20 protein-coding genes are annotated in these 23,618 nt (G+C 55.1%); 19 read left to right on the top strand and 1 reads right to left on the bottom strand.

All coding sequences use genetic code 11. The features are described 5' to 3' along the window. Nucleotides 1–50: 50 nt before the first annotated feature. From SD425_RS06235 to SD425_RS06170, 14 genes are all read left to right on the top strand, one after another. Nucleotides 51–953 carry a cell division protein FtsX gene (locus SD425_RS06235; RefSeq protein WP_324676534.1) on the top strand — a complete coding sequence of 301 codons (903 nt, stop codon included), beginning with the start codon at nt 51–53 and terminating at the stop codon, nt 951–953. Between the two features lie 78 nt (nt 954–1,031). Next, nucleotides 1,032–1,349 (top strand): DUF3098 domain-containing protein, encoded by a 318-nt coding sequence (locus SD425_RS06230; RefSeq protein WP_324676532.1) that lies wholly within the window; start codon nt 1,032–1,034, stop codon nt 1,347–1,349. 2 nt (nt 1,350–1,351) lie between these two features. After that, the gene (locus SD425_RS06225; protein WP_324676530.1) at nt 1,352–2,158 is read left to right on the top strand and encodes an undecaprenyl-diphosphate phosphatase; all 807 of its coding nucleotides are present in this window, start codon (nt 1,352–1,354) and stop codon (nt 2,156–2,158) included. Next, a complete protein-coding gene (gene truB, locus SD425_RS06220; protein ID WP_324676529.1) occupies nt 2,155–2,988 on the top strand; it encodes a tRNA pseudouridine(55) synthase TruB in 834 nt (277 codons plus the stop codon). The genes SD425_RS06225 and truB overlap by 4 nt, the downstream gene beginning before the upstream one ends. Nucleotides 2,989–3,026: 38 nt before the next feature. Then, nucleotides 3,027–3,980, top strand: a complete 954-nt coding sequence (locus SD425_RS06215) for a bifunctional riboflavin kinase/FAD synthetase (RefSeq protein WP_324676528.1) — start codon at nt 3,027–3,029, stop codon at nt 3,978–3,980. A gap of 150 nt (nt 3,981–4,130) precedes the next feature. Next, nucleotides 4,131–5,558 carry a T9SS type A sorting domain-containing protein gene (locus SD425_RS06210; protein ID WP_324676526.1) on the top strand — a complete coding sequence of 476 codons (1,428 nt, stop codon included), beginning with the start codon at nt 4,131–4,133 and terminating at the stop codon, nt 5,556–5,558. A 30-nt stretch (nt 5,559–5,588) separates the two neighbouring features. Continuing rightward, nucleotides 5,589–6,830 (top strand): carboxypeptidase-like regulatory domain-containing protein, encoded by a 1,242-nt coding sequence (locus SD425_RS06205; protein ID WP_324676524.1) that lies wholly within the window; start codon nt 5,589–5,591, stop codon nt 6,828–6,830. 153 nt (nt 6,831–6,983) lie between these two features. Next, entirely contained in the window at nt 6,984–9,497 is a 2,514-nt protein-coding gene (locus tag SD425_RS06200; RefSeq protein ID WP_324676522.1) for a TonB-dependent receptor domain-containing protein, read from the top strand. Between the two features lie 99 nt (nt 9,498–9,596). Continuing rightward, nucleotides 9,597–10,295 carry a CoA transferase subunit A gene (locus SD425_RS06195; protein ID WP_324676521.1) on the top strand — a complete coding sequence of 233 codons (699 nt, stop codon included), beginning with the start codon at nt 9,597–9,599 and terminating at the stop codon, nt 10,293–10,295. Between the two features lie 61 nt (nt 10,296–10,356). Beyond that, entirely contained in the window at nt 10,357–11,013 is a 657-nt protein-coding gene (locus tag SD425_RS06190) for a 3-oxoacid CoA-transferase subunit B (RefSeq protein ID WP_324676519.1), read from the top strand. Between the two features lie 244 nt (nt 11,014–11,257). After that, nucleotides 11,258–12,394, top strand: a complete 1,137-nt coding sequence (locus SD425_RS06185; protein ID WP_324676517.1) for a T9SS type A sorting domain-containing protein — start codon at nt 11,258–11,260, stop codon at nt 12,392–12,394. 245 nt (nt 12,395–12,639) lie between these two features. After that, complete coding sequence (locus tag SD425_RS06180; RefSeq protein WP_324679497.1) at nt 12,640–14,298, top strand: bifunctional GNAT family N-acetyltransferase/carbon-nitrogen hydrolase family protein; 1,659 nt, start codon at nt 12,640–12,642, stop codon at nt 14,296–14,298. A 176-nt stretch (nt 14,299–14,474) separates the two neighbouring features. Continuing rightward, nucleotides 14,475–15,194 (top strand): SDR family oxidoreductase, encoded by a 720-nt coding sequence (locus SD425_RS06175; RefSeq protein WP_324676515.1) that lies wholly within the window; start codon nt 14,475–14,477, stop codon nt 15,192–15,194. Between the two features lie 244 nt (nt 15,195–15,438). Continuing rightward, entirely contained in the window at nt 15,439–17,439 is a 2,001-nt protein-coding gene (locus tag SD425_RS06170) for a DUF4394 domain-containing protein (protein WP_324676514.1), read from the top strand. Between the two features lie 77 nt (nt 17,440–17,516). Here SD425_RS06170 and SD425_RS06165 read toward each other — a convergent pair whose 3' ends face one another. After that, complete coding sequence (locus tag SD425_RS06165) at nt 17,517–18,242, bottom strand: RDD family protein (RefSeq protein WP_324676512.1); 726 nt, start codon at nt 18,240–18,242, stop codon at nt 17,517–17,519. Between the two features lie 114 nt (nt 18,243–18,356). Between SD425_RS06165 and SD425_RS06160 the strand changes: the two genes are divergently transcribed. From SD425_RS06160 to SD425_RS06140, 5 genes are all read left to right on the top strand, one after another. Beyond that, nucleotides 18,357–19,313, top strand: coding sequence for a stage II sporulation protein M (locus SD425_RS06160; RefSeq protein ID WP_324676509.1), 957 nt, complete (start codon nt 18,357–18,359; stop codon nt 19,311–19,313). 6 nt (nt 19,314–19,319) lie between these two features. After that, nucleotides 19,320–20,348, top strand: coding sequence for a hypothetical protein (locus tag SD425_RS06155; RefSeq protein ID WP_324676507.1), 1,029 nt, complete (start codon nt 19,320–19,322; stop codon nt 20,346–20,348). Nucleotides 20,349–20,411: 63 nt separating this feature from the next. Continuing rightward, nucleotides 20,412–21,197: a DUF4129 domain-containing protein gene (locus SD425_RS06150; RefSeq protein WP_324676505.1), complete on the top strand. Its 786-nt coding sequence runs from the start codon at nt 20,412–20,414 to the stop codon at nt 21,195–21,197. After that, on the top strand, nt 21,197–22,453 hold the full coding sequence (locus tag SD425_RS06145; protein ID WP_324676503.1) for a DUF4350 domain-containing protein: 1,257 nt from the start codon (nt 21,197–21,199) through the stop codon (nt 22,451–22,453). Before SD425_RS06150 ends, SD425_RS06145 begins: the two co-directional genes overlap by 1 nt. 96 nt (nt 22,454–22,549) lie before the next feature. Continuing rightward, on the top strand, nt 22,550–23,551 hold the full coding sequence (locus SD425_RS06140) for an AAA family ATPase (RefSeq protein ID WP_416381036.1): 1,002 nt from the start codon (nt 22,550–22,552) through the stop codon (nt 23,549–23,551). Nucleotides 23,552–23,618: the final 67 nt, after the last annotated feature.

Raw genomic sequence — 23,618 nt, 5'->3', positions numbered from 1 at the left:
ATGCGCAGGTTGATTGATAAATGGTAAATGTTACCTGACCTTTGCCTTCCATGGCCCAATTGCAACGCTCACCCATTCGTAAGAAGACGCTCGGTAGCTACCCGCACACGATGGTAGTGTTCAGCATTACGCTGGCCTTGCTGGTCATCGGGTTGTTTGGGCTGTTGCTAATCCACGCGCACAAGCTCTCGACGGTCGTTAAGGAAAGCATTGAGGTTCAAATTTTTCTGGAGCGCGACCTTCCCGAAACTCAGCTCCTACGCTTGCACCAAGATTTTGCCCGCAAAAAGTACATTGCTTATAAGGGCGACCAACCGCAAGTGCGCTTTCTTTCCAAGGAAGAAGCGGCCCGTGAGCTGCTTGGCCCCTCCGACGACAGCCAGTTTCGCCAACTGCTTGGCGACAACCCTCTGCACGATGCGTTCATTCTGAACATCAACGCAGAGTATTCCGACTCGCTTAACATGCGCCGCATCACCGACGAGCTGCGCGCCGAACCGGGGGTTGATGATGTAGCTTACGTTCAAAGCCTGATTGACTCGGTCAACAAAAACCTACGGCGCGTTAGCTTGGTGCTACTAGGCTTTGCGGCCCTGTTGACGATTGTGGTCGTCGTGCTGATCAACAACACGATCCGCCTAGCTTTATACTCGCAGCGCTTCCTGATTCGCAGCATGCAGCTGGTAGGCGCCACTTCCTTTTTCATTCAGCGGCCTTTTTTGCGCCGAGCTACTTGGCAGGGCTTCGTGAGCGGCATCCTCGCTAGTCTCACCTTGCTAGCGGTGGTGCAATATGCCTACCTACAAATGGATGAGCTCCGGGTACTGCGCGACGAGCGGCTGATTGGTATTTTGTTCGGTGCGCTGCTGGTGCTAGGTTGCGTCATCGGCTTTTTCAGTTCTTACCGCGCCGTGCGCAAATACCTGCGCATGTCGCTAGATGATTTGTACTAGCTTAAATTATTGAATTCAACAGGAGCTGAACTCATTGAATTTCAACTGAATCAGTCTGACTTCTAAACCAGAACCTACATGATCCAAGATCAAACTCCGCGCTTTGCTTTTGGGCGGCGCAACTACCGGCTGATGTTCGCCGGCTTGGCCGTACTTGCCATCGGCTTTATCACCATGACTCTCGACTCGGCCGAGTATGGAGAGGGCTTTTTGGGTATCACGCTCGGACCGATTTTGCTGGTCATTGGCTTCATTATCGAGTTCTTTGCCATCATGGTACGCCCCGATAACTCGGCCCCGGTAGCAAACGAGCTGACCACGCCTACTACCGTCAACCAACCCCTAGCTCCTCTTTCGACCCCGGCGGCGCCGGCTCGTCCCACTTATAAGCGATAGTAATGAGTTATTGGCACGCCTTTCTAATTGCCATTGTAGAAGGTCTTACTGAGTTTTTGCCCGTTTCCAGTACTGGGCACATGGTTATTACCCTAGCCCTGCTAGGCATTCCGGCCACGGCCTTTACCAAGCTGTATTTAGTTGTGATTCAGCTCGGGGCTATTCTGTCGGTATTTGCCGTGTACTGGCGGCGCTTTTTTCAGAGCATCGATTTCTACCTGAAACTGTTCGTTGCTTTCCTACCGATTGTGGTAGTAGGCTTATTGCTGAAAAAGCACATCGACGCGCTACTAGAATCGGTAACCGTTGTAGCCTTCATGCTGCTAGTGGGCGGTATTGTGCTCATGTTTGTTGACAAGTGGTTTCCGCAGGAGGAGCCGACAGCAGGCGGCCACCCCGTCACGACGCCTAGCTACAAGCAAGCCTTTACGATTGGTCTGTTCCAGTGTTTGGCGGTGGTGCCCGGCGTTAGCCGGTCGGCGGCTACCATTATTGGGGGCCTCACGCAGAAGCTGACGCGTCGGGCGGCGGCTGAGTTCGCCTTTTTCCTGGCGATGCCAACAATGACAGCCGCGGCGGCCAAGGACATGCTGGACTACTACCAGGAGAATCCGGCCCTGTCGTCAGAGCAGATTAAGCAGCTATTATTCGGCAACACCATTGCCTTCGTGGTAGCCCTGATTGCTATTCGCGTATTCGTGGGCTTTGTAACCAAATACGGCTTCCGTGTTTTCGGTATCTACCGCATCATTGTGGGCGGCATTCTGCTGATCATGATTGCCCTAGGTATCAACTTGAACCTAGTATGAGCCAATCTTCTTTCAATTTCGAAGCCGGTGAGGTACTGCTGCTGGATAAGCCGCTCACTTGGACTTCTTTCGACGTCGTGCGCAAGGTAAAGAACACGTTGCGGATCCGTAAAATAGGGCACGCGGGCACGCTCGATCCACTGGCGACGGGGTTACTTATCCTGTGCACGGGCAAGAAGACGAAGCAGATCGACCAGATTCAGGCGCAGGAAAAGGAATACACCGGCACGTTTCGCCTGGGGCAGACAACCCCTAGCTTCGACCTAGAGACGCCCGTGGATGCCGAAGCATCTTACGAGCATCTCACCGAAGCCGAAATTCAAGCCGCAGTGCAGTCTTTCGTGGGACTCATCAACCAGACACCTCCCCTTTTTTCGGCCGTGAAGGTGAATGGAGAGCGTGCTTATGAGCTAGCCCGGCGCGGCGACTCCGCCGAAATCAAGTCGAAGCAGATTGACATCAAGGTCTTTGAGCTGACGCGCATCGCGCTGCCGGAGATAGACTTCCGGGTGGTGTGCTCCAAGGGAACTTACATCCGTAGTCTAGCCCGCGACCTAGGGGTAGCACTCGGTTGTGGGGCGCACCTCACTAAGCTTGTGCGCACTCGCATTGGGGAGTATCGACTGGCGGACGCACTGACTATTGAGGCCATTCAGGCCCTAGCACCGCCGCGCGAACCTAGACCGGAAATACCCGACCGCGCAACAAACCCGAACCAACGACCACCCCGTCGCCGTATTCAGGCATATGTAGCTCCTCCTGACTCTTTGGCAGCTCCGTCGAACCCGTCGGAACAGCTAGGTGAGACTTCGGGAGATGCGGCTCTCTAAGTCAGCATCAGCTACTTCACCTTTTAACTCTCTCCTTCATGCAAGTCGTTCAGGATCTGGCGCAGTTTCCGCACCTCGGCAATGCCGTTGTTACGAGCGGCACCTTTGATGGCGTGCACATAGGGCACCAGAAAATTTTGCGCCGTCTGTTGGAAGTAGCTCGGCAAGACGACGCGCCCTCCGTGGTTATTTCGTACTGGCCGCATCCGCGCTTGGTGTTGGCGCCACCCCTCTCCCACCCCCAGCCCCTCGATTTGCACCTGCTGTCTTCGCTAGAGGAGCGCATTGCACTTCTAGAGAAAGCAGAAGTCGATTATTTGCTAGTAGTGCCGTTTACGAAGGAGTTTGCGCAGCTTTCCTCAGAAGAATACATTCAGCAGCTGCTCGTTAGTACGGTTGGTACGCGTAAGCTCGTCATTGGCTACGACCACCGCTTCGGCAAGAATCGGGAGGGTAGCTTCGAGTACCTAAGCCAGCATGCTGACCGCTACGGGATGGAAGTGGAAGAGATTCCGCGCGCTGATGTGGATGAGGTGGGTGTAAGTAGCTCCCGCATCCGCCGTGCTTTGGAGAGTGGCGATGTGCAAACCGCCAGCCGCTACCTAGGGTATCCGTATACGCTGACGGGCTTGGTCGTGCGCGGCCAACAGCTTGGCCGCACCATTGGCTACCCAACGGCAAACATTGTGAGCGAGGAACCGCTGAAGTTGATACCTAGCCGCGGCGTATACGCGGTGATGGCCACAACTGCGGACGGTGATACGTACCAAGCCATGCTGAACATTGGGGTGCGCCCTACCGTCAGCGGCGACCTAGCCGAAACCGTAGAAGCCCACCTACTCGATTTCGACGGTGACCTATACGACCAACCGCTGACTGTGCAATTCATCGCACGACTGCGCGACGAGCAAAAGTTTAGCGGCCTCGATGCGCTGAAAGCGCAACTAGCCAAAGACGCTGAGGATGCCCGCCGCCATTTGATCAGCGGTTAAGCCTGCCTTCAAAATAGTATTACCTCTTTCTCAGCTAAGTCCTTGCGGCTTAGCTGTTTTTTTGTTACCCCAATTTATTTATTTGCTTGTAGCAACCTTCTGTCATATTTGTCTCTCTTAATTACGGTACAGTTTAACCTATCTTATTTTATGCATCCATATCTACACAAAATAGCAACCGGGCTGCTTAGCATAGCTTTCAGTCTGACCCTTCACACGGCGTTTGGGCAAGTAGAATGGCAGCAGCTATATGGGGGGAAGACCGATGAAACCTGCACCAGCCTGCTGCCACAAGCGGACGGTGGTTACTTGCTGATTGGCACAGATCGGCAGAAAGGCCAAAAGTTGTACCTGATCCGCACTGATGCCCGTGGCCGCCAGCTATGGAATAAGCATATTTTACCTGCCGGGCTTCCAAGCTTCGCTCCTTTGTACACCTTTCAGGACGCTGATGGTAATGCGCTGATTGCTTGCTCCGATGGCGGATTAACACAGCGAGGTAATTATTACGTCACCAAAGTTGACCAGTTAGGAAACGTTGCGGATACCTGGCAGATCAACCTAGGGTCGAGCAAACGTAGTCTGGGAGGATTAACCAGGCGCCCTGACGGTGGTTTTGTGGCAGCGGCGGTAGATTATAGTGTTTCCGGCGGTCAGAGCATCCTCTTTTACCTAGATGCAAACGGCCGCAAACAACGGGAGGAACCTTTAGTCATTTCAGCTGACAGAGGTGGGCTTGTTCACAATTTGCTAGCCGTACCGGGTGGTTTTTTGGCGGCAGTTTCTATCCAGCGCCTAGGTGGCGGCGTGGGGGAATTTCCGACCAAGCTTATCTTTTTCTCTGATCAAGGGGAACGTGGCGCGGAGTCGGAGCTGCCAAAGTACGGTTACCAGGAAAGGGTCCAAAGCGTGCTTTCCCTAGGTGGTAATGACTATTTGGTGATGGGTGACCAGGTCAACCGAATCACGATCGGCAGCCCTACGCCGCAATGGACTAAAGTATTGTCGTACAGCCAGCAGTGGGTCCACCCGCAAGGTGCCGTTCCAACGCCCAACGGCGGTTTTCTGTTTTATGGATATAGCACCGTCAGCAGCCATGTGATACGCTTACACTTAGTGCAGACCGATGCCAATGGCAACTTGCTGGATGGGCTCCCGGCGGGCCAAGTTACCAGCGCCAAAATGCTAGCTTCCGGGCTATCGGGCGGCTTAGCGGGACTGTATGCCGTGCCCGGCACCGATACCTACGTGGTAGCCGGTTATCGGCAGGGACAGGGCGACGAGGATATTTTCTTGTCGAGCGGCAGCTTTGGGCAGCTGAAAGTGGCAACTACAACCATCATGCAAGCATGGCCGAACCCTGTATCAGACACTGATTTACTGAATGTTAGCAGCATGGTTGCTTTGGGTGATGCCTTGGAGCTTTATAATCTGCAGGGCAAACTGGTACATGCTTGGCCTCGAACCGGTAGCGGCGACGCCCAACTCTCTTTGCAGAATGTCCCGCCAGGTATATACATGCTAGTTGGTATCAACGGATCGGGTAAACGCTCGAGCATCCGTATCAACAAACGCTAGCTAACAACAAGCCTACTTTCCTAAGTACGCATGCAGATTCAGGTTTTGCGACTAGCGCTGGCGCTGCTCGGATGGCTATCCATCTGCGGCAATGCGTTGGCGCAAGGCAGTATCAGCGGGCAAGTTCGTGATTCGCTTACACACGAGTCGTTGGCTTACGCCAGTGTGTTCCTGGCTAACACAACCCGCGGTGCTAGCACCGATGCTAATGGCCGCTTTCTGCTACCCGACGTACCAGCGGGCCACTACGATTTTATTATCTCTTACCTAGGCTATAAGCTCTACCAGCGGCCAGTCGTTGTCACTAGTTCGGCGCTGGTGATGGATGCTTTTCTGACCAAAGCCTCCCATCAGCTCGGCGAAGTAGTCGTGCGGCCTCGCCCCAACCGACCCGGGGATTATTGGCAATTCGTCAGGATGTTTCTGGGTAGCACGAGCTTCTCACGTCAATGCCGCATCCGCAACCCAGAAGCGGTGTTGGTGGACTATGATGCTGCTACCAAAGTTCTCACGGCAAGTGGAACAACGTACGTCGAGGTCGAAAACCAAGCCTTGGGGTATCGTATCCGCTACTATGGTTTGCGGTTTCGGCTCGATCATCAATATCAGATTGTCTCCTTTTATGGCCACCCGGTTTTTGAAGAGCTAGCAACCCGCAGCGCTCGTAGGCGAAAGTATTGGGAAGCAAATCGGCGACAGGCTTATCTAGGTTCTGTCACGCACTTTTTGCGAAGCGTGCACGACGACCGAGTGACGGAAGAAGGCTACCTAGTGCAAAAGGTACGGCACGTTCGTAATCCTAAATGGCCGCGCGCCGATAGTCTGCTTCGAGTATATGACGCCGCCATGCGCCAACACTCCACGACCCTTCCTTTTTCCGACGACTCGCTGGAGCATTGGCGGAAAGTACCCCCTATGTTCTCCTTGCTCTATACCCGTCCTGTGCTAACGGACAGCTTGCGCAAAGTGCAGCCTGACTCCGGACGGGTATGGCTACGGTTCCACGACCTTATCCAGGTGACCTACCAGCGCGAACAACCCGATCCTGCTTACCTAGCTATCAAAGCAAAAAGCGCCCAAGAGGCATCTGGCGCTAGTACTGCAAGGCAATTAGAAACGTCTTTAGTTTATCTGCTCCAAAGCCGGGTAGAGATTCAGCAGAATGGTCAACTGGTTAACCCGTTGGCTATTCTGAACGAAGGCTATTGGGGATTTGAGAAGATAGGCGAAATGTTGCCGTTCGATTATTCGCCACCCAAGCCGGCACCATAACCTAGCTCAAACTTTAATCCGAGCAGTCGCGGGTTTCTTTAGTGTAGTACTCAAGTACATCTTTATATTTGACCCGTTATATAACTTCTAGTACTGAGTGCGTTACACACGCAATTAATTACTCGTTACTTATCTCTAGTTCCTGTTATTCTCATGAAGCAGACTGCTACATTGTGCCTGCTGCTAGCTACGCTAGCGCCCGGTGTCCGGGCCCAAACCACCACCTCTTTAACCGCTTCTGCCAGCTCTAAGGGGCCGGGTGTGCTGCGAGGGAACGTACGCGACGGGGCTTCCCAAAAGCCCATCGAATACGCCACCGTGACGCTGCTCCCTCTGACTGGCACGACACCCCTGGCAAGCACCACCTGCGACGACAAGGGTCACTTCGAGCTGAAGCAGCTGCCCAAAGGCGCTTTCCGGCTGCAAGTAACTTTTGTGGGGTACACGCCGCGCATTGAGCCGGTGACTATCACGGACCAAGCTGCCGACCTAGGTACGCTTACGCTCACTGCCTCGACGCAGAAGCTAGGAGAGGTAACCGTCACGGGGCAGCGCCCCTTGGTGGAAACCAAGCCCGACCGCCTCGTCTACAATGCGGAGCAAGACGCCACCAATGCTGGCGGCACGGCCACCGACGTGCTCCGTAAAACCCCGATGCTGAATGTGGACGTCGACGGCAATGTGCAGTTGCGTGGCACTTCCAACCTGCGCATTCTCATCAACAACAAGCCCTCGGCTATGCTGGCGGGCAACCTAGCCGACGCCCTCAAGCAGATTCCAGCTGACCAGATCAAGGCCATTGAGGTGGTCACCTCGCCCTCGGCTAAATATGACGCCGAAGGCTCGGGTGGGGTCATCAACATTGTGCTGAAAAAGAGCAGCTTGCAGGGCGTGAATGGCAGCGTGGGAGCCAGCGGAGGCAACCGCAACCAGAGCACCAACGGCTCTTTGAATGTGCGGCGCGGCAAGCTAGGGGTCAATTCTAGGCTCAGTGTTTATCGTAATAGCTACCCCTACCGCTCCAGCCTAAACCGCACCGACTTTACCCCAACCGGCGAGGGACAACTAGAGCAACGTACCGAAAGCCGCAGCACGGGCCGGGGCGGCTACGGGCAAGTGGAGTTGGTTTATGAACCTTCGCCTTTGCACAGCTTCACGCTCAGCGGCAACGGGAACCTTTATTTGAGCCGCTCGCCGCAGAATCTGTTCAACCAGTACATCGCGCCGCCTATTCCCCCAGGCGGCAGTCCGTTTGCTCAACGCGACACGTTGTATTCGCGCGATATTGAGCAACGCTACGAAGGGCACAACTATGATTTCAATGCTGGCTACACCCGCACGTATGGCGAAGCGCATCCTCGCCGCGAGTGGAGTATGTTGGCCCAGCACACCCGTAGCACGAATACTGGCCGTTATTCCCTAGATCAGTACCACGACGCAGCTATCGAGAATGGCCCATTAGAATACCGGGAACGCAGCACCAACTTAGCTCGCAACCTAGAAACGACGCTCCAAACCGACTACACGCATCCAACCTCGGAGAAAAACACCTTGGAAGCGGGGGCAAAAGTTATTCTGCGCCAGGTAAGCAGCGATTATAGCCTCGATACGTTATTGCTGGCCAAGCAGCCTGATTTTGTGCGTAGTCCACGCCGCTCCAATGCATTCAACTACCAACAAAACGTAGCTTCAGCCTATAGCACCTATAGTTTCTCTATGGGCAAAAAGTATGCGTTTACCCTAGGTGCTCGTCTGGAAGGCACATCCATTGAAGGCGACTTTTTAGGAAACGAGAGCCGGTTTACCAACCAATACCTCAACCTGCTGCCGAACCTGAACGTGACGCGCAACCTAAAGAAGCCGGGCCATACCTTGCGTATGAGCTTCTCGCGCCGCATCCAGCGGCCAAATATTTACTATCTGAACCCCTACGTAAATCAGACGACCCCCAACAACGTTTACTACGGCAACCCGAATTTGTCGCCTGAGTTTACCAACTCGTACGAACTGAGCTACAGTACCTTCAACGACAAGGCTTCGCTCAACGCCTCGGTCTATGTGCGGCGAACCGGCAACTCCATTGAGCGCTATAATATCTATAACGAGGCCCTGGCACGCACGGAATCTACCTATGGCAACCTAGCCACCAACTCTTCCTACGGCCTTAGCTTATATGGCTCCCTGAAGCCCATACCGGCCTGGAACATCAGCAGCAACCTGAACCCCAGCTACATGCGCCTGTACAGCGCCGCCCTAAACCGTACGAACAGCCGCTTCAACCTGAACATGAGCCTAAATTCGTCCTTGAAGCTAGGGAAGCTCTACACGATCCAAGCGTTCGGCGGGGGCGGCACGGGCGGCGTCATGCTACAGTCGCGCTACTCTGGCTATATGTACTACTCGATGGGGCTGAAGCGGACGCTGCTGAAGGAGAAGGCCGATCTGACGCTGAACGCGAACAACTTTCTGCAACCTGGCCGTCGGTTTCGGTCGTCTACTACTACCGACCAGTTTGTCAGCTCCAGCATTAGCTATCAGTACCAACGGTCGTTCAACTTGTCGTTCAACTATCGTTTTGGCAAGCTCGATAACAACAGCATGCGCCAGCGTCGCTCCATTCGCAACGACGACTCGAAAGGCGGCGGCAGCACGGGTGGCAGTAATTAATGCCTAGCTGAGCAATTGACAACTATAGCTGTGCGGGTGGGTGCTAGCAACTGATAACTAACAACTGTTATCTTGCTGTCTCCACCCACCCGCACAGCTATGATTAACAAAGTAGTAGCCGACGCCCAGGCGGCACTGCAAGGCATCCGCGACGGCATGACGCTGATGTTAGGAGGCTTCGGCCTCTGTGGTATTCCCGAGAATAGCATTCAGGAGCTCCTACGCCTTGGCGTGAAGCGTCTTACCTGCATTTCCAACAATGCCGGCGTCGACGACTTCGGCATTGGGCTGCTGTTGCAACAACGGCAGGTAAAGAAGATGATTTCGAGCTATGTCGGCGAAAACGCGGAGTTTGAGCGGCAGCTGCTCTCCGGCGAGCTAGAAGTAGAACTGATTCCGCAGGGCACGTTGGCGGAGCGCTGCCGGGCTGGCGGCGCCGGCATCCCGGCGTTCTACACGCCCGCCGGCTACGGCACCGAAGTAGGCGAAGGCAAGGAAAGCCGGGAGTTTAATGGCAAAATGTACCTGCTGGAAACCGCATTGCACGCCGACTTTGCCTTTGTAAAAGCGTGGAAAGGCGACACGGCGGGCAACCTCATCTACAAAGGCACCGCCCGCAACTTCAACCCCATGATGGCGACGGCAGGCAAAATCACGGTGGCCGAAGTGGAAGAGCTGGTGCCCGCCGGCGAGCTGGATCCCAACCAGATCCATACGCCAGGTGTTTTCGTGCAGCGCATCTTCGAAGGCAAAAACTACGAAAAGCGCATTGAGCAGCGCACGGTCAGACACTCCTAAGCTATTATCTTGACGCGATAAGCGTATCTGCGTTGCGCAGGATGACCAAACCCCATTCGCCATGCTTGATAAACACGGCATTGCCAAGCGCATTGCGCAAGAAGTGAAAGACGGCTACTACGTAAACCTAGGTATCGGTATTCCGACGCTGGTGGCCAACTACATCCCGCCGGGTATCAGCGTCGAACTCCAGTCGGAAAATGGGCTACTCGGCATGGGCCCGTTTCCTACCGAAGCCGAAGTGGACCCCGACCTCATCAACGCCGGCAAACAAACCGTAACTACGCTTCCGGGCTCCAGCCTCTTCAGCTCGGCCGATAGCTTTGCGATGATTCGCGGCGAGCACATTGACCTGACCATCCTAGGTGCCATGGAAGTTTCAGATCAGGGCGACATTGCCAACTGGAAAATTCCGGGCAAAATGGTGAAAGGCATGGGCGGCGCGATGGACCTGGTCGCCTCGGCGCGCAACATTATTGTGGCCATGCAGCACACCGCTCGCGATGGTTCTTCTAAGCTCTTGTCGGCCTGCACGTTGCCTATTACGGGGCTGCACTGCGTGAAAAAGGTAGTGACCGACCTAGCAGTGCTGGATATCACACCCGATGGCTTCGTGCTACGAGAGCGGGCTCCAGGCGTGTCTGTCGAGCAAATCGTTGCGGCGACGGCAGGTCGGTTGGTGGTACCGCCGGGCGATATTCCTGAGATACAAGGCTAATGGAGCTAGTTGCGGCGGTGCATTAGTTGTTCGCTTATAAGCGCTACAGTACCTGCGGTTGGGAGAATACCACTTAAAATAGGTAGGATTATATTAACGAGGGCTGTTATATTTAGGAGCTTAACCCGCTACTAATTACCTCCCTTTTCCTCTGCAACTTGCGAAGCTCACCTACGTTCAGCGGCTTACTGCTGGGGTGAGGTCTGCTCCTTGCGCCCCTCTATCTACTCCTAATCCTGACTGCATGCGCCACTCCTACTCTTTCCTTTTTTCGGCTTTTCTAACGGCTTCGTCGCTTGCGGCGCAAGCCCAAACGCCCATTAGTATCACCCGCGACGACATGCCTAATGTTGGCGACACGTTGCGCGTGAGTCAGACTGTCCAGCTTTCAGGGCCGTCGCTGAACACACGGGGCGCCAACCAAACCTGGAACTATGCCAGCCTGCGGCCACTTACCCAGCGCATGGCCAACTATCAGAGCGTGGCCAGCACCCCGACTCTGCTGCAATTAACTTTCGGCAGCCTGCTGAGCGGCTCGAATCGTGCTACCATCGCGAACCGCTACGACCTAACGACGCTACAAGACCTAGGTCTGCCGGTGGGCAACGTGTATGGGTTTTTCAATGAATCAGCCAACGACTATCGGCAGGTCGGCTTTGGCGTGCCGGTGCCCACGGGAACAACCACCATCGATGCCCCCGTTACGTACCGCAACCAGCAGTCGCAGGACGTGGTGTACCGTTTCCCGGTTACCTACGAGAAAACTGACTCCAGTGAGTCAGAGTTTGCCATCGACTTACCCGGCACAGCGTACCTGCGCGACCAACAGAAGCGCGTAAACCGAGCAGATGCTTGGGGAACTCTTATCACACCTTTCGGCACTTTTGCGACGTTGCGGGTAGTAAGTACCCTCTACACGCGCGATAGTGTGTCGGTATCTGGTGCTCCCGGCGTAATAGTGACGCGCCCCGTGAGCCGGGAGTACAAATGGCTAGGGAAAAACCAGGGCATTCCACTGTTGCAAGTAACTACGCAACTCGTGGCTGGCAACGAGGTTGTGACCAGCGTCGTGTACCGTGACATTTACCGCCGCACGGGTGGTGTACTCGCTGCGAACAACGCCTTGGCGGAAAAAACTGTGGCTGCCTATCCTAACCCCTTGCCTGCCACCGCCGACTTACGCTTGCTACTCCCCGAAGCTGGCCCGGCTACGCTTACGGCTACTGACCTAGCTGGCCGTCTGCTGTTCCGCCAAACACTAGCATCGGCGACAAAAGAAACGGTGGTACCAGCCGCTGCTTTCGGGAGCTTTAGCGGCGTGGCGCTACTACGCGTGCAGACAGCAGCAGGAGTAGCCGTGCGGCGTGTGGTGCGCGAGTAATTGCTCAGCAATGCACTAAGAACGTTTGCCAGCCGACTCCTATGGAGTCGGCTGTTTTTATTACCACAACAGCGCAGTGAGCCTTTTTGCCACTAAAGTTGTTGCCTAGCCGTAAGATGAACCTAGCTGCTCAACACTAGGCAGGTATCTTTGATTTTGTTTCGAAAATTCTCCTTTCCTATATGGCAACTAATTCCAGCAGTAAAACAGGCGGCAGCCACGCCAAAAAGCAGACATTGCCAGGCATGCCCAATACGGGCGAGCTACTCACTCCTACGGCCGTCCCAGCCCACAAACTGGTACTCCGGACCCTCACCAAAGGTGACTTTAAGGCCGTGAAGGCCATCATGGACAAGGTATACTCCAATATGGAGGGCGCTTGGGCCGCTGACGAGTATGCTGCCTTGTTGCGCAAATTTCCCGAAGGTCAGATTTGTATTGAGGACAATGGCGTGATAGTGGCCGCGGCACTAGCTATCATCGTGCAGTACAGCGACTTCGGCGACAAGCACACCTACGCCAAAATCACCGGCAACGGCAAGTTCAACACCCACAACCCCGATGGGGACACGCTCTACGGCGTAGATGTGTTCGTGGACCCCGAGTATCGCTCGCTGCGCCTAGGTCGTCGCTTGTACGATGCCCGTAAGGAGCTGTGCGAAAACCTCAACCTGCGGGCAATGGTAGCGGGCGGCCGCATTCCGGGCTACGCGGCTTACGCCAACGAGATGACGCCAGCGAAGTACGTGGAGATGGTACGCAACAAGGAACTGGTCGACCCCATCCTGACCTTCCAGCTTTCCAACGAGTTCTACGTTCGCAAGATCATCCGCGGCTACTTGCCCTACGATTCCGAGTCAAAGGCTTACGCCACGCTGCTAGAGTGGATTAACGTGTACTACGATGAGGATTTTGACAAGCTGATTGGTAACCAGAAGTCGAACGTGCGCATTGGTATTGTGCAGTGGCAAATGCGCGCTACCAACAGTTTGGAGGACTTTTATCAGCAGATTGAGTTTTTCGTGGACACCGTAAGCGGCTACAAGGCCGACTGCGTGCTGTTCCCGGAGTTCTTTAATGCTCCTATGATGGCCCTCACCAATGAGGAGTCGGCGTCGGCCGCTATTCGGGGCATGGCAGCTTTCACCGAACCCATCAAAACCCGAATGATGGAGTTGGCGGTGAGCCACAACATCAACGTTATTGCGGGCTCGATGCCAGTCTACGAGGATGGCAAGCTCTACAACGTAAGCTACTTGTGCCGCCGCGACGGCACCGTGGACGAGCAGTACAAGCTGCACGTAACGCCCGATGAGGCGAGTTACTGGGGCATGCGCGGTGGCGACAAACTGAAGTGCTTCGATACGGACTTTGGCAAAATCGGCATCCTGATTTGCTACGATGCAGAGTTTCCGGAGCTAGCTCGTATGCTATCCGACGAGGGCATGAAAATTTTGTTTGTGCCTTTCTGGACCGATACTAAGAATGCGTATCAGCGCGTGCGAATCTGCGCCCAGGCCCGTGCCATCGAGAACGAGTGCTACGTGGCCATTACCGGTTCGGTGGGCAACTTGCCGCGGGTAGAAAACATGGACATCCAGTACTCGCAGAGCGCCGTATTCAGCCCCTCGGACTTTGCCTTCCCCCACGACGCCATCGTGGCCGAGGCGACCCCAAACACGGAGATGACGCTTATTGCCGACCTCGACCTTGATTTGCTTAAGGATCTGAATACCAGTGGCGCCGTGCGCAACCTGCGCGACCGTCGGAAGGACTTGTATTCGGTAGGTTGGGTGAAGAAGACCGAACGCGACGATGAGTTGCTAGCGCAGGGCGAGGAGCGGGCGCCGCGCACAACCAAGCGCAAGACGGTGCACCATGTTGCTACGAACCTAGCTGAGTAGCACGAGTTACCCGCGGGTGTCCGATGCCCGTGATGCTAGCGATAGAAGAAAGACCGGTGAATCCATTATTCACCGGTCTTTTGCGTTTCCATAGGTTTCCATTCCGCATGATGACGTGGAGAACAGGCTAATGGTCCTATATTCGAGTCCTTGTTACCATTTACCATTTCTCACCCATGAAACGTATTCTCATCACGGGCGCTAACCGGGGGCTAGGCCTTGAGCTTACCCGTCAATACCTTGAGCGCGGCGACCAAGTTTTCGCCGCTAGCCGCCAGCCCGATGCCGCGACTGAACTGCAACAGCTGCAAGCGCAGTATCCGGATCATCTGTTCCCCATCACGCTCGACGTAACGGACGACGCTTCTCTTACCGCTGCTCACGCGGCCGTTCGGGCTAAAACTGATGGGCTCGAAATTCTCATCAACAATGCGGGCATCTATCCAGGCGCCAGCGCTGATGAGCCAACCAATCAGCGCCTCGGGCAGCTCACCGTTCAAGGTGCCATGCACGTGATGCAGACCAATGCGCTCGGACCTATTTTGGTAGCGCAGCAATTCCTCGACTTGCTTCAGAACGGTGTGAAAGCGCGCATCCTGAGCTTGTCATCGGGCCTAGGCTCTCTCACGTGGAAGAGTTCCGGCGACCCGTATCACTACAGCGCCAGCAAAGCGGCGCTGAACATGTACATGCGCTCTTTGGCGGCCGAGGTAGGTCACTATGGTATTATCTCCGTGCTGGTCGATCCGGGTTGGGTACGCACGGGCATGGGTGGTAGTGGCGCTACGCTTCCTCCCTCCGACTCAGCCCGCGGTATTATCCGCATTGCTGATCAGTTACACATCGAGGAAAATGGCAGCTTTCTGACGTGGCAAGGACAGCCCGTGCCGTGGTAAGCTAGGTGGTCTTTTCCGCTCTTTATCAAAGGTGACTTTCTGTAGAAGGTCACCTTTTTTAGTAATAAGCTCAGCAGCACATTATTACACATAAGCGCCTTCACAAAGTACATAAAAATCTCATTTACAGCACATTAAAAATATATTAAAAAGAATCTATAATTAACTACACTCCGTATGCACTGCTCTAGCCTACCGTTGGGCTTTGTATTCCAACCTTATTCATTCTTATTCCTAGTTAAGTATGACAACTTCTACTCGTACGCCTTTCCTCCGCCGCACATTGCTAGGGCTAGCTACCCTAGGGCTTTCGGTGGGCGCTATGCAAGCGCAGGCCCAAACGGTGTATGGTTTGCTAGCAACGCCGCTTCCTTCCCCGACCCAGAGCGTAGTGACCTTCGATGCTGCAACGCCAGCCGTGTTTAGCTCAAACGTACCGATTACGGGTACTACGGTTGGGGCGATTGTAGGCATTGATGTGCGGCCTAACACGGGTGAGCTGTTTGCCCTCGGTTACAACAGCACGACGCAGCAGGCGCAGCTATACATTCTGAACCCAACGACGGGCGCAACAACGGCAGTAGGCTCTGTTCTGACCATGAACCTAGGTACGGACATCAACCGTATCGGCTTCGACTTCAACCCTACGGTTGACCGCATTCGGGTAACGGCCGGTAATGGAGCTAACTTCCGTCTCAACCCCAATAACAGTACAACCGTCACAACGGATGGTACGCTGGCCTACACGGCCGGTGACGCTAATGCTAGCCAAACGCCAGGTGTCGGCTCATCAGCTTACACCAATAGCTACATCGGCTCCACGAGCACAACGCTTTACAACCTAGATGAGGCGAATAGTCGGCTCGTTACGCAAATTCCACCAAACGATGGCAAGCTTAATACAGTAGGTACGAGTGGGCTAGGTGTGCCGACCAATGGCCCGTTGCAAGCATCGGATCTGGATATCTACTTCAACCCAACGACGAGAACCAACGTGGCCTACATGACCACTGCTGTTGCCTCAAGCCCTACTTCTCTTTCCTCTATTCTCTATACCGTTGACCTTACAGCGGGAACGGCCACCGCGGTTGGCAACATTGGCTCTACCACCACCGCAGCCGTTACCGACATCAGCTTTGCTATCAGCCGCCCAGCTTCACTGCCTGCCCTCACGGGCCAGCTAGCGTATGCGTTGGCAGGTACCAACCTTATCACGTTCGATACATCGGCACCTGGCCTGATCCGCACTTCCGTCGGCATCACCGGCATTGGCACTACACAAACGCTGGTGGGACTTGACATCCGTCCTACCAACATGTCGCTCTACGCCCTAGGGTACGATGCCGCGGCTCAAACGGCCCAGCTTTACACCATCAACGACGTGACTGGCGTAGCGCGGGCCGTGAATGCCACACCGCTTGCCCTAGCGCTGGGCACCGGCAAAGTAAGCTTCGACTTCAACCCCATGGCCGACCGGATCCGGGTGGTTGGTCGCAACGGGAATAGCTTCCGTCTCAACCCCGCAGATGGAGCCCTAGCCGGCACGGATACTCCCTTAACCTATGCCACTGGCGACGCAAACGCAGGTGCTACGCCGAACATCGGGGCAGTAGCCTACACCAATAGCATGGTGGGCGCGACGGCTACGGTCCTCTATGATTATGATCTAAACCTGAACGTTATTGCGCGTCAAGATCCGCCAAATGCCGGTACGCTCAACACAGTTGGCACGACAGGCCTCACGGTAAATGCCACTGCCCCCAGCGTGGATATGGACATCTTCTACAACGCGGCTACTTCCACAAACCTAGCCTACTTGGTAGCTAACACGGGTACTGGCGCCAACACGACGCTCTACACCCTGAACGTAGCCACCGGCGCTGCGACAGCTGTTGGTGCTATCGGCAACGGTGTTGCCGCCCGCGACATTGCCATTGCCGGGCAAGGCGGCGTAACTGCCAATACATCGGCGCGGGCGCTAGCAGCGGGCCTAAGCCTCTACCCTAACCCCACAGCCGGCAGCGACGCGACGGTTTCCTTCAAGCTGACTCAACCTACCCAGGTAGAAATAGCGGTGTTCGATGCCCTAGGTCGTCAGGTAGATATCCTGCACTCCGGCGTATTATCGGCCGGCAATCAAACGGTTCGGTGGAGCCCTGCGGCCCGTACCAAAGGCTTGTATTTCGTACGCCTAACGCTGGACGGTCAGCCGGCCGGTGTGCAACGTAGCCTGATCTTGAACTAACCTAGCTACCTAGCTAGCAAGTAAAAAGCCGCCCGAGCATACTCGGGCGGCTTTTTTGTTTGGATAGCACCTGGTGCTTAGCCGTAGTAGCCTTCGCTAGCTAGGTGGGCGTGGTCGCGGAGGAGCGTACGTAGAAAGGCCTCATCCGACAGCGTAGTATAGATGCCGGTGAGTCCTTTCACCTTATTAGCTACTTCATTAAGCAGCAGATAATTTTGGCGCTCTAGCCCTTGCGCAAGCAGCTGCCGAATGAGTGCCACATCGTGGTCAGCTAAGTTGGCGGCTTGTGGAAAGACCACTTGGTAGTTGGGGTCGGGCGGGCCGAGATTAGTACCTAGTTTATTTCCAGCGGCGGGCCGCAACCGCACGACGGTAGTACCCGCTGCCAGGTCGCCCAAACGTTGGCCCCGGCCGTTGAGAAGAATAGTAACGACTGCCACTGCCCCGGAGAAAATACCTAGGTCGATTAGGCGTAGCAGCCACCGCAGCAGGTAGTCGCCAAGGCTAGGTCGGCCGCCGTCGAGGCGTACTACTTTTAGGTCGCGGGCGCGCTTACCTAGGCTTTGCCCGTTGAAGAACACTTCACAGATAAGGTGGTAAAACACGTAAGGAACGCCTACCAGCGCAATAGCCACCCACGGCAGTGTAGTCCGGCTGAGCCAAGAGCCTAGCCCAATCACCACCACCGCCCACACGAATAGCACTAAGTAGTCGAGAATAGTAGAAATGATTCGGTCGCCGATACTGGCCACTTCGTATTCAATTGTAACATTCTGAGTTGTCTGAATGCGAATAGTAGCCATAGCGAAGTAAATGCCTGAGCCTTGTGAGGCGTAGGAGATTATGAATATATTTGTCTAAGTAGCTTTTTCCGGCTTTCGCCAAGAGTTGCCTCTTTATTCTTGTGTTCAATATTTATGCGCGAAGCTGTATTTCTGCGGCAAAATGCCGACAAGTGGCGCCTCTACGAAGCAGAACCCGCCAAAGATCCGGATGAACTGGCTGCGCGATTTATCGAACTTACCGATGATCTGTCGTTTGCTCGCACCTTTTATCCTGAGTCGCCCACGACGCAATACCTCAACGAGCTTACAGGCAAGCTACACCAAGCCATTTACAAAAACAAAAAGGAGCGGACGGGTCGCTTTGGCCAGTTTTGGCGCCGCGAGCTGCCACTGTTAGTTGCCCGTTCGCACCGGCAGTTGGCTTGGGCTCTGGTCTTCTTTCTTATTGCTACTGGTATCGGCACGCTCTCAGCCGCCTACGACGACACCTTTGTGCGCGTGATCCTCGGGGATCAGTACGTAAACCAAACGCTGCACAACATTGAGCGCGGCGACCCAATGGCCGTGTACAAAAGCGCTGGTAAAACGTCGATGTTTCTGTACATCACCGCCAACAACATTTTTGTGGCGCTCCGCACGTTCGCCATGGGGGCGCTTCTTTCGTTCGGTACGGCTTACGCTTTATTCACCAACGGCCTGATGCTCGGTGCCTTCCAGTATTTCTTCGTTGCCAAAGGGCTAGGTATTCAGTCCGCCCTTACTATCTGGATCCACGGCACACTCGAAATTTCGGCCATTGTGCTGGCCGGTGGCGCGGGCTTTGTGATGGGCAACAGCATCTTGTTTCCGGGTACCTTCTCCCGTACCGAGTCATTTCGGCGCGGGGCGCGCGACGGCCTGAAGCTAGCTATCGGCCTAGTGCCCATTTTCGTGGTGGCCGGGTTTCTGGAGGGCTTCGTGACGCGCCACACCGAGATGCCGCTGGGCGTAAGCTTGCTTATTATTGGCAGTTCCTTCTGCTTTATTGTCTGGTATTTTATTCTTTATCCCATTCGAGTACAGCGCCTTGCCGCCAACTCACGATCCTAGATCCTTATGCCGCGTCTTGCCTTTACCCAACCTGCCGACTTTCTAAAAGAGCGCGATTTCGGCCAGAAGCTCGAAGCTACGTTCGACTTCGTGCGGGCGCATTTTAGGCCTTTGGGTAAGTGCTTGCTCTATATTGTGCTGCCGATGGCACTGCTGAGCGGCCTCGCCAACGGCTTGTTCCAATATTACCTAGGTAGCTCTTTCCTGCAACGCTATTCTACGGCCAACGGCGACGGCTATAAGTCATCTTGGTCCTTAGTTAGCACGATGCTGTCTTCTCCGCTCTATATAGTGCTGGCGCTAACGGGCTTCGTCACGATCAGCTTCATGATCCTGACCGTGTACGGCTACATGGTGCTGCGGCTGCGCAACGAAGACCCCACGACGGAAGTGACGGTACCGGAGGTGTGGGCGCTGGTGCGTAGTCGGCTGCTCGGGACTATCGGCGCCATGGTGGGCTTAGCGCTATTCATTGGGCTGCTCGCTTCTCCATTCTTTTTGTTTGTAGTGCTGGCCGCGCAGCAGCAGTTCACCGCGCTGGGCTTTCTGGGCTTACTGACGCCCTTCCTCAACATTGCTATTCTATACGTTGTGGTGGCGCTCAGCTTGTTCTTTATCATCTGGGTACGGGAAGAGCGCGGTTTTCTTGCTACGCTACGCCGTTGCTTCTACTTGATTTGGGGGAAGTGGTGGTCTACGTTCGGGCTGATTTTCGTGCTGAGCATCATACTAGGTATTCTAGCTTCCGTGATAGTAGTTCCGGTGAGTCTACTGAATGCCTGGTCCATCTTTTCGACGCACGAAACGCCGCTTAGCCCAATCCTCACCGTGGCGGCTAATGCGCTCAGCACGTTTGTCATGCTTTTCATCTACCCACTAATCTTTATTGGGCTAGCTTTTCAATACTTCAACCTGGTTGAGCGGAAAGACGGCGAAGGCCTGCATTCCTTGGTCGACCGTATTGGTCAACCGGCCCAGCCTGTGCCACTTCACCCCACCGACCATTACCGGCCCGAGGAAGAAGGAGACTATTAAGCTTGGCGTTTCGTGTAACTTTCCTAAAATCACCTAGTCGCCACCCGCTTCCCCTCGAGCATTTTGCCTTTTCGCCTCTTCTTACCTGCTTTTAAGCTAGCTTCTGCCCATACGCGGCGCATTGGCTTCGCCTTACTGCTGCTTATACAGCTAGGCGCGCTGCTCTCGGCGGCTCCCCTAGCTGCGCAGGTAACGTCTTCTGTGCCGACCAACGCTGCGCCACCCGTATCGTTGCGCCGTCCTAAGGCGGCTCATCTGGAAAACCTGCGCAGCCAGCGCGAGTTGCAATACGAAACGGAGGTAGCGCCCCAAGCTAGCGCCTGGGATTTGTTTTTGCACCGTTTGCGACGCTGGCTGGGTCGCACGCTCAACGGCCCTGTGTACCAGCATGGCGGCCGCTACGTCGTGTACGGCGCCTTCCTCGTTGCCTTCATCTTCATTGTGTTGCGCTTGCTTAAAGTTGATCTCACAAGCGCCTTTGGCCGCAATCCGCAGCGCATGCCGCTTGCCTACACCACCGAAGGGGAAGACATTCACGCCGTTGATTTCCCCGTCCGTATCGCAGAGGCGGAAGCAGCAGGCGATTACCGCTTGGCTGTGCGACTCGGTTTTTTGAGTGTTCTGAAGCAACTCACCGACCGCAGCCTGCTTACTTGGCGACCGGAGAAAACGAATGCCGACTACCTAGCCGAGTTGCCCGCCGGACCTTTGCCGGTGGCATTCCGCGAAGTAGCCCGGCAATTTGAATACGCCTGGTACGGCGAGTTGCCCCTTACGGCGTCGCACTACACGCTCGCCCGCGAAGCTCGAGAGGCTTTGTTGCAGCTTCTTACGACCCGCGCCGCCTGATGAAAAACCGTCGGTTTCAACTGTATCTGCTAGGACTACTGGTTTTGTTCGGAGCCTATGTGGTGGCGGAGTACAACCAGCCGAAGCCGGTTGATCGTACGCCTACGTTCATCAACCACGACAAGATTCCGTACGGCACCTACGCGCTGTTCGATCTGCTACCCGACCTGTTCAAGCGCCCCGTGCAAACGGTGCGCGAGCCGATCTTCAATCAGCTGTACCCTGGTGCCAGCCCCGATAATCCTAGCATTGACAGTAGCCAGACGTTCACTCCCAATGTGAACTACTGCTTCGTCAACAGTATTTTCAAGCTGGATTCACTCGATTGCAACGTCCTGCTCCGCTTCGTCGCCAGTGGCAATAATGTATTCATCGCCGCTGAGGAGTTTGACGCCAAACTAAGCGATACGCTGCATTTCGACACCGATACGTATGCCCGCGTGCGCACGCTGCGCAACGGCATGGGCGTGCTGCGCACTGACTCAGTAACGCTGCGCTTCACGCCAGGAGGACCAACTTCGCAGCGCCGTTTTCGCTACCCTAGGCAAGTAGCAGCGGCTCACTTCCTACTTGATAGCGCCACCACCCAACCTAGGGTGCTGGCGGCGGACACTCGAAACCATCCGGTGCTTTTACACATTCCGCACGGCCGCGGCAATTTCTACCTATGTTCCGTTCCGATTGCCTTCACCAACTTGTATGTGCTCCGGCCGCAAACCAGCGACTTTGCCTTTGCAGGTCTCTCCTACTTGCCAGCCCCACGTACCATCTGGTGGGATGAGTACCAGAAGCAGGGCCGCGTCGGGCAACAATCGTTGCTGCGTGTGGTGCTTCGCTACCCAGCGCTGCGCACCGCTTTCTATGCTAGCTTGCTTGGCGTGGTACTGTTCATGGCGTTTGAAGCGAAGCGGCGGCAGCGCATTATTCCGGTGGTGAAGCCCCTGCCGAACACTACGATGCTTTTCACGCGCACCATTGCGTCGCTGTATCAGCAGGGCAACAATCACCAGCTCATTGCCGAGAAGAAGATCAGCTTGTTCCTGGAATATATCCGTACGCAGTTTCAGGAGGACACGCAGAACCTAGCTGATGAGCAATTCCGCGAACGACTCGCGCACAAAACGGGCCTTCCCCGAACGCGCATCGATGAGCTAGTGCGCCTGATCAATTTTGCCCGCACAGCGCCCCGCGTCTCCGATCAGGAGCTACTTGTACTAAGTAGACGCATCAGTGATTTTCGGCGCGATGCGCGTTGACCTCGTTTCTGCTAATAATTTCCCTTTATCTATCCTGCAAAAGCTATCCATCTAATGGAAAACGAATCTCCTTCTCTTTCGCTCGATTCTCCGCAGATGCCCCTGGGTGAATCATTGCCCAGCGTACCCGCGGGGTTTGCGCCGCGAGCCGATCTTGGCAAGCTACAAGCTAGCGCCGACGCCATCCGTCGGGAGCTAGGGAAGGTTATTGTGGGCCAACAGACGCTGCTGGATTTGTTGCTCACAGCTATTTTGGCTGATGGTCACGTGTTGTTGGAAGGTGTACCCGGCGTAGCAAAAACCCTGACGGCTAAACTCCTGGCACGCACCCTAGCTATTCCGTTTAGTCGTGTGCAGTTCACTCCCGACCTAATGCCGTCGGATGTGCTTGGCACCTCAGTTTTTCGGCCCAACAAAGCAGAATTTGAATTCCGGCCCGGTCCCATTTTCGCGAGCGTCGTCCTGATCGACGAAATCAACCGGGCCCCGGCCAAGACTCAGTCCGCCTTGTTTGAGGTAATGGAAGAGCGCCACATCACGCAGGATGGCACTACGTACCCCATGCAGGAGCCCTTCCTGGTACTGGCAACGCAAAACCCCATTGAGCAAGAAGGAACGTACCGCCTGCCGGAGGCCCAGCTCGACCGCTTCTTGTTCAAGATCAACGTCGGCTACCCAACGACAGCCGAAGAGGTAGCTATCCTGCAAGGACACCATGCAGGTTTTGGTGGTACGCCGCTCGAAGCGGTAAATGCAGTTCTAAGCGCCGCTGATATACAGGAGCTGCGTCAGCAAGTTCGCCAGCAGCACGTCGAGCCGAAACTGCTGGAATACATTGCCCAGCTTGTTGGCAGCACACGGGCGCACAAGGCTCTCTACCTAGGTGCCTCGCCTCGGGCATCCCTAGCTCTGCTCAATGGCGCCAAAGCCCTATCAGCGCTACGCGGCCGCGACTTCGTGACACCCGAGGATGTGCAGTTCCTGGCGCCGGCCGTACTACGCCACCGTATTCTGCTTACGCCAGAGCGCGAAATGGAAGGCGTCTCGCCCGACGATGTGGTAAAGCAGATTATTCAGCAGCTAGAAGTACCTAGGTAATTTCGCTTAATCAGTTACCATTTATCAGCTAAAATCTATCATCTCCTACTAAGCGCCTGCTCAATTC

The organism is Hymenobacter sp. GOD-10R (genome assembly GCF_035609205.1).
Classification (GTDB): Bacteria; Bacteroidota; Bacteroidia; order Cytophagales; family Hymenobacteraceae; genus Hymenobacter.
The sequence above is the reverse complement of the archived record's forward strand: the minus strand, read 5'-3'. Positions and strand labels throughout refer to the sequence as shown.

Coding starts and splice junctions, on each gene's coding strand:
- SD425_RS06235 (WP_324676534.1), top strand. CDS start 51: ATGGCCCAATTGCAACGCTCACCCATTCGTAAGAAGACGCTCGGTAGC.
- SD425_RS06230 (WP_324676532.1), top strand. CDS start 1,032: ATGATCCAAGATCAAACTCCGCGCTTTGCTTTTGGGCGGCGCAACTAC.
- SD425_RS06225 (WP_324676530.1), top strand. CDS start 1,352: ATGAGTTATTGGCACGCCTTTCTAATTGCCATTGTAGAAGGTCTTACT.
- truB (WP_324676529.1), top strand. CDS start 2,155: ATGAGCCAATCTTCTTTCAATTTCGAAGCCGGTGAGGTACTGCTGCTG.
- SD425_RS06215 (WP_324676528.1), top strand. CDS start 3,027: ATGCAAGTCGTTCAGGATCTGGCGCAGTTTCCGCACCTCGGCAATGCC.
- SD425_RS06210 (WP_324676526.1), top strand. CDS start 4,131: ATGCATCCATATCTACACAAAATAGCAACCGGGCTGCTTAGCATAGCT.
- SD425_RS06205 (WP_324676524.1), top strand. CDS start 5,589: ATGCAGATTCAGGTTTTGCGACTAGCGCTGGCGCTGCTCGGATGGCTA.
- SD425_RS06200 (WP_324676522.1), top strand. CDS start 6,984: ATGAAGCAGACTGCTACATTGTGCCTGCTGCTAGCTACGCTAGCGCCC.
- SD425_RS06195 (WP_324676521.1), top strand. CDS start 9,597: ATGATTAACAAAGTAGTAGCCGACGCCCAGGCGGCACTGCAAGGCATC.
- SD425_RS06190 (WP_324676519.1), top strand. CDS start 10,357: ATGCTTGATAAACACGGCATTGCCAAGCGCATTGCGCAAGAAGTGAAA.
- SD425_RS06185 (WP_324676517.1), top strand. CDS start 11,258: ATGCGCCACTCCTACTCTTTCCTTTTTTCGGCTTTTCTAACGGCTTCG.
- SD425_RS06180 (WP_324679497.1), top strand. CDS start 12,640: ATGCCCAATACGGGCGAGCTACTCACTCCTACGGCCGTCCCAGCCCAC.
- SD425_RS06175 (WP_324676515.1), top strand. CDS start 14,475: ATGAAACGTATTCTCATCACGGGCGCTAACCGGGGGCTAGGCCTTGAG.
- SD425_RS06170 (WP_324676514.1), top strand. CDS start 15,439: ATGACAACTTCTACTCGTACGCCTTTCCTCCGCCGCACATTGCTAGGG.
- SD425_RS06165 (WP_324676512.1), bottom strand. CDS start 18,242: ATGGCTACTATTCGCATTCAGACAACTCAGAATGTTACAATTGAATAC.
- SD425_RS06160 (WP_324676509.1), top strand. CDS start 18,357: ATGCGCGAAGCTGTATTTCTGCGGCAAAATGCCGACAAGTGGCGCCTC.
- SD425_RS06155 (WP_324676507.1), top strand. CDS start 19,320: ATGCCGCGTCTTGCCTTTACCCAACCTGCCGACTTTCTAAAAGAGCGC.
- SD425_RS06145 (WP_324676503.1), top strand. CDS start 21,197: ATGAAAAACCGTCGGTTTCAACTGTATCTGCTAGGACTACTGGTTTTG.
- SD425_RS06140 (WP_416381036.1), top strand. CDS start 22,550: ATGCCCCTGGGTGAATCATTGCCCAGCGTACCCGCGGGGTTTGCGCCG.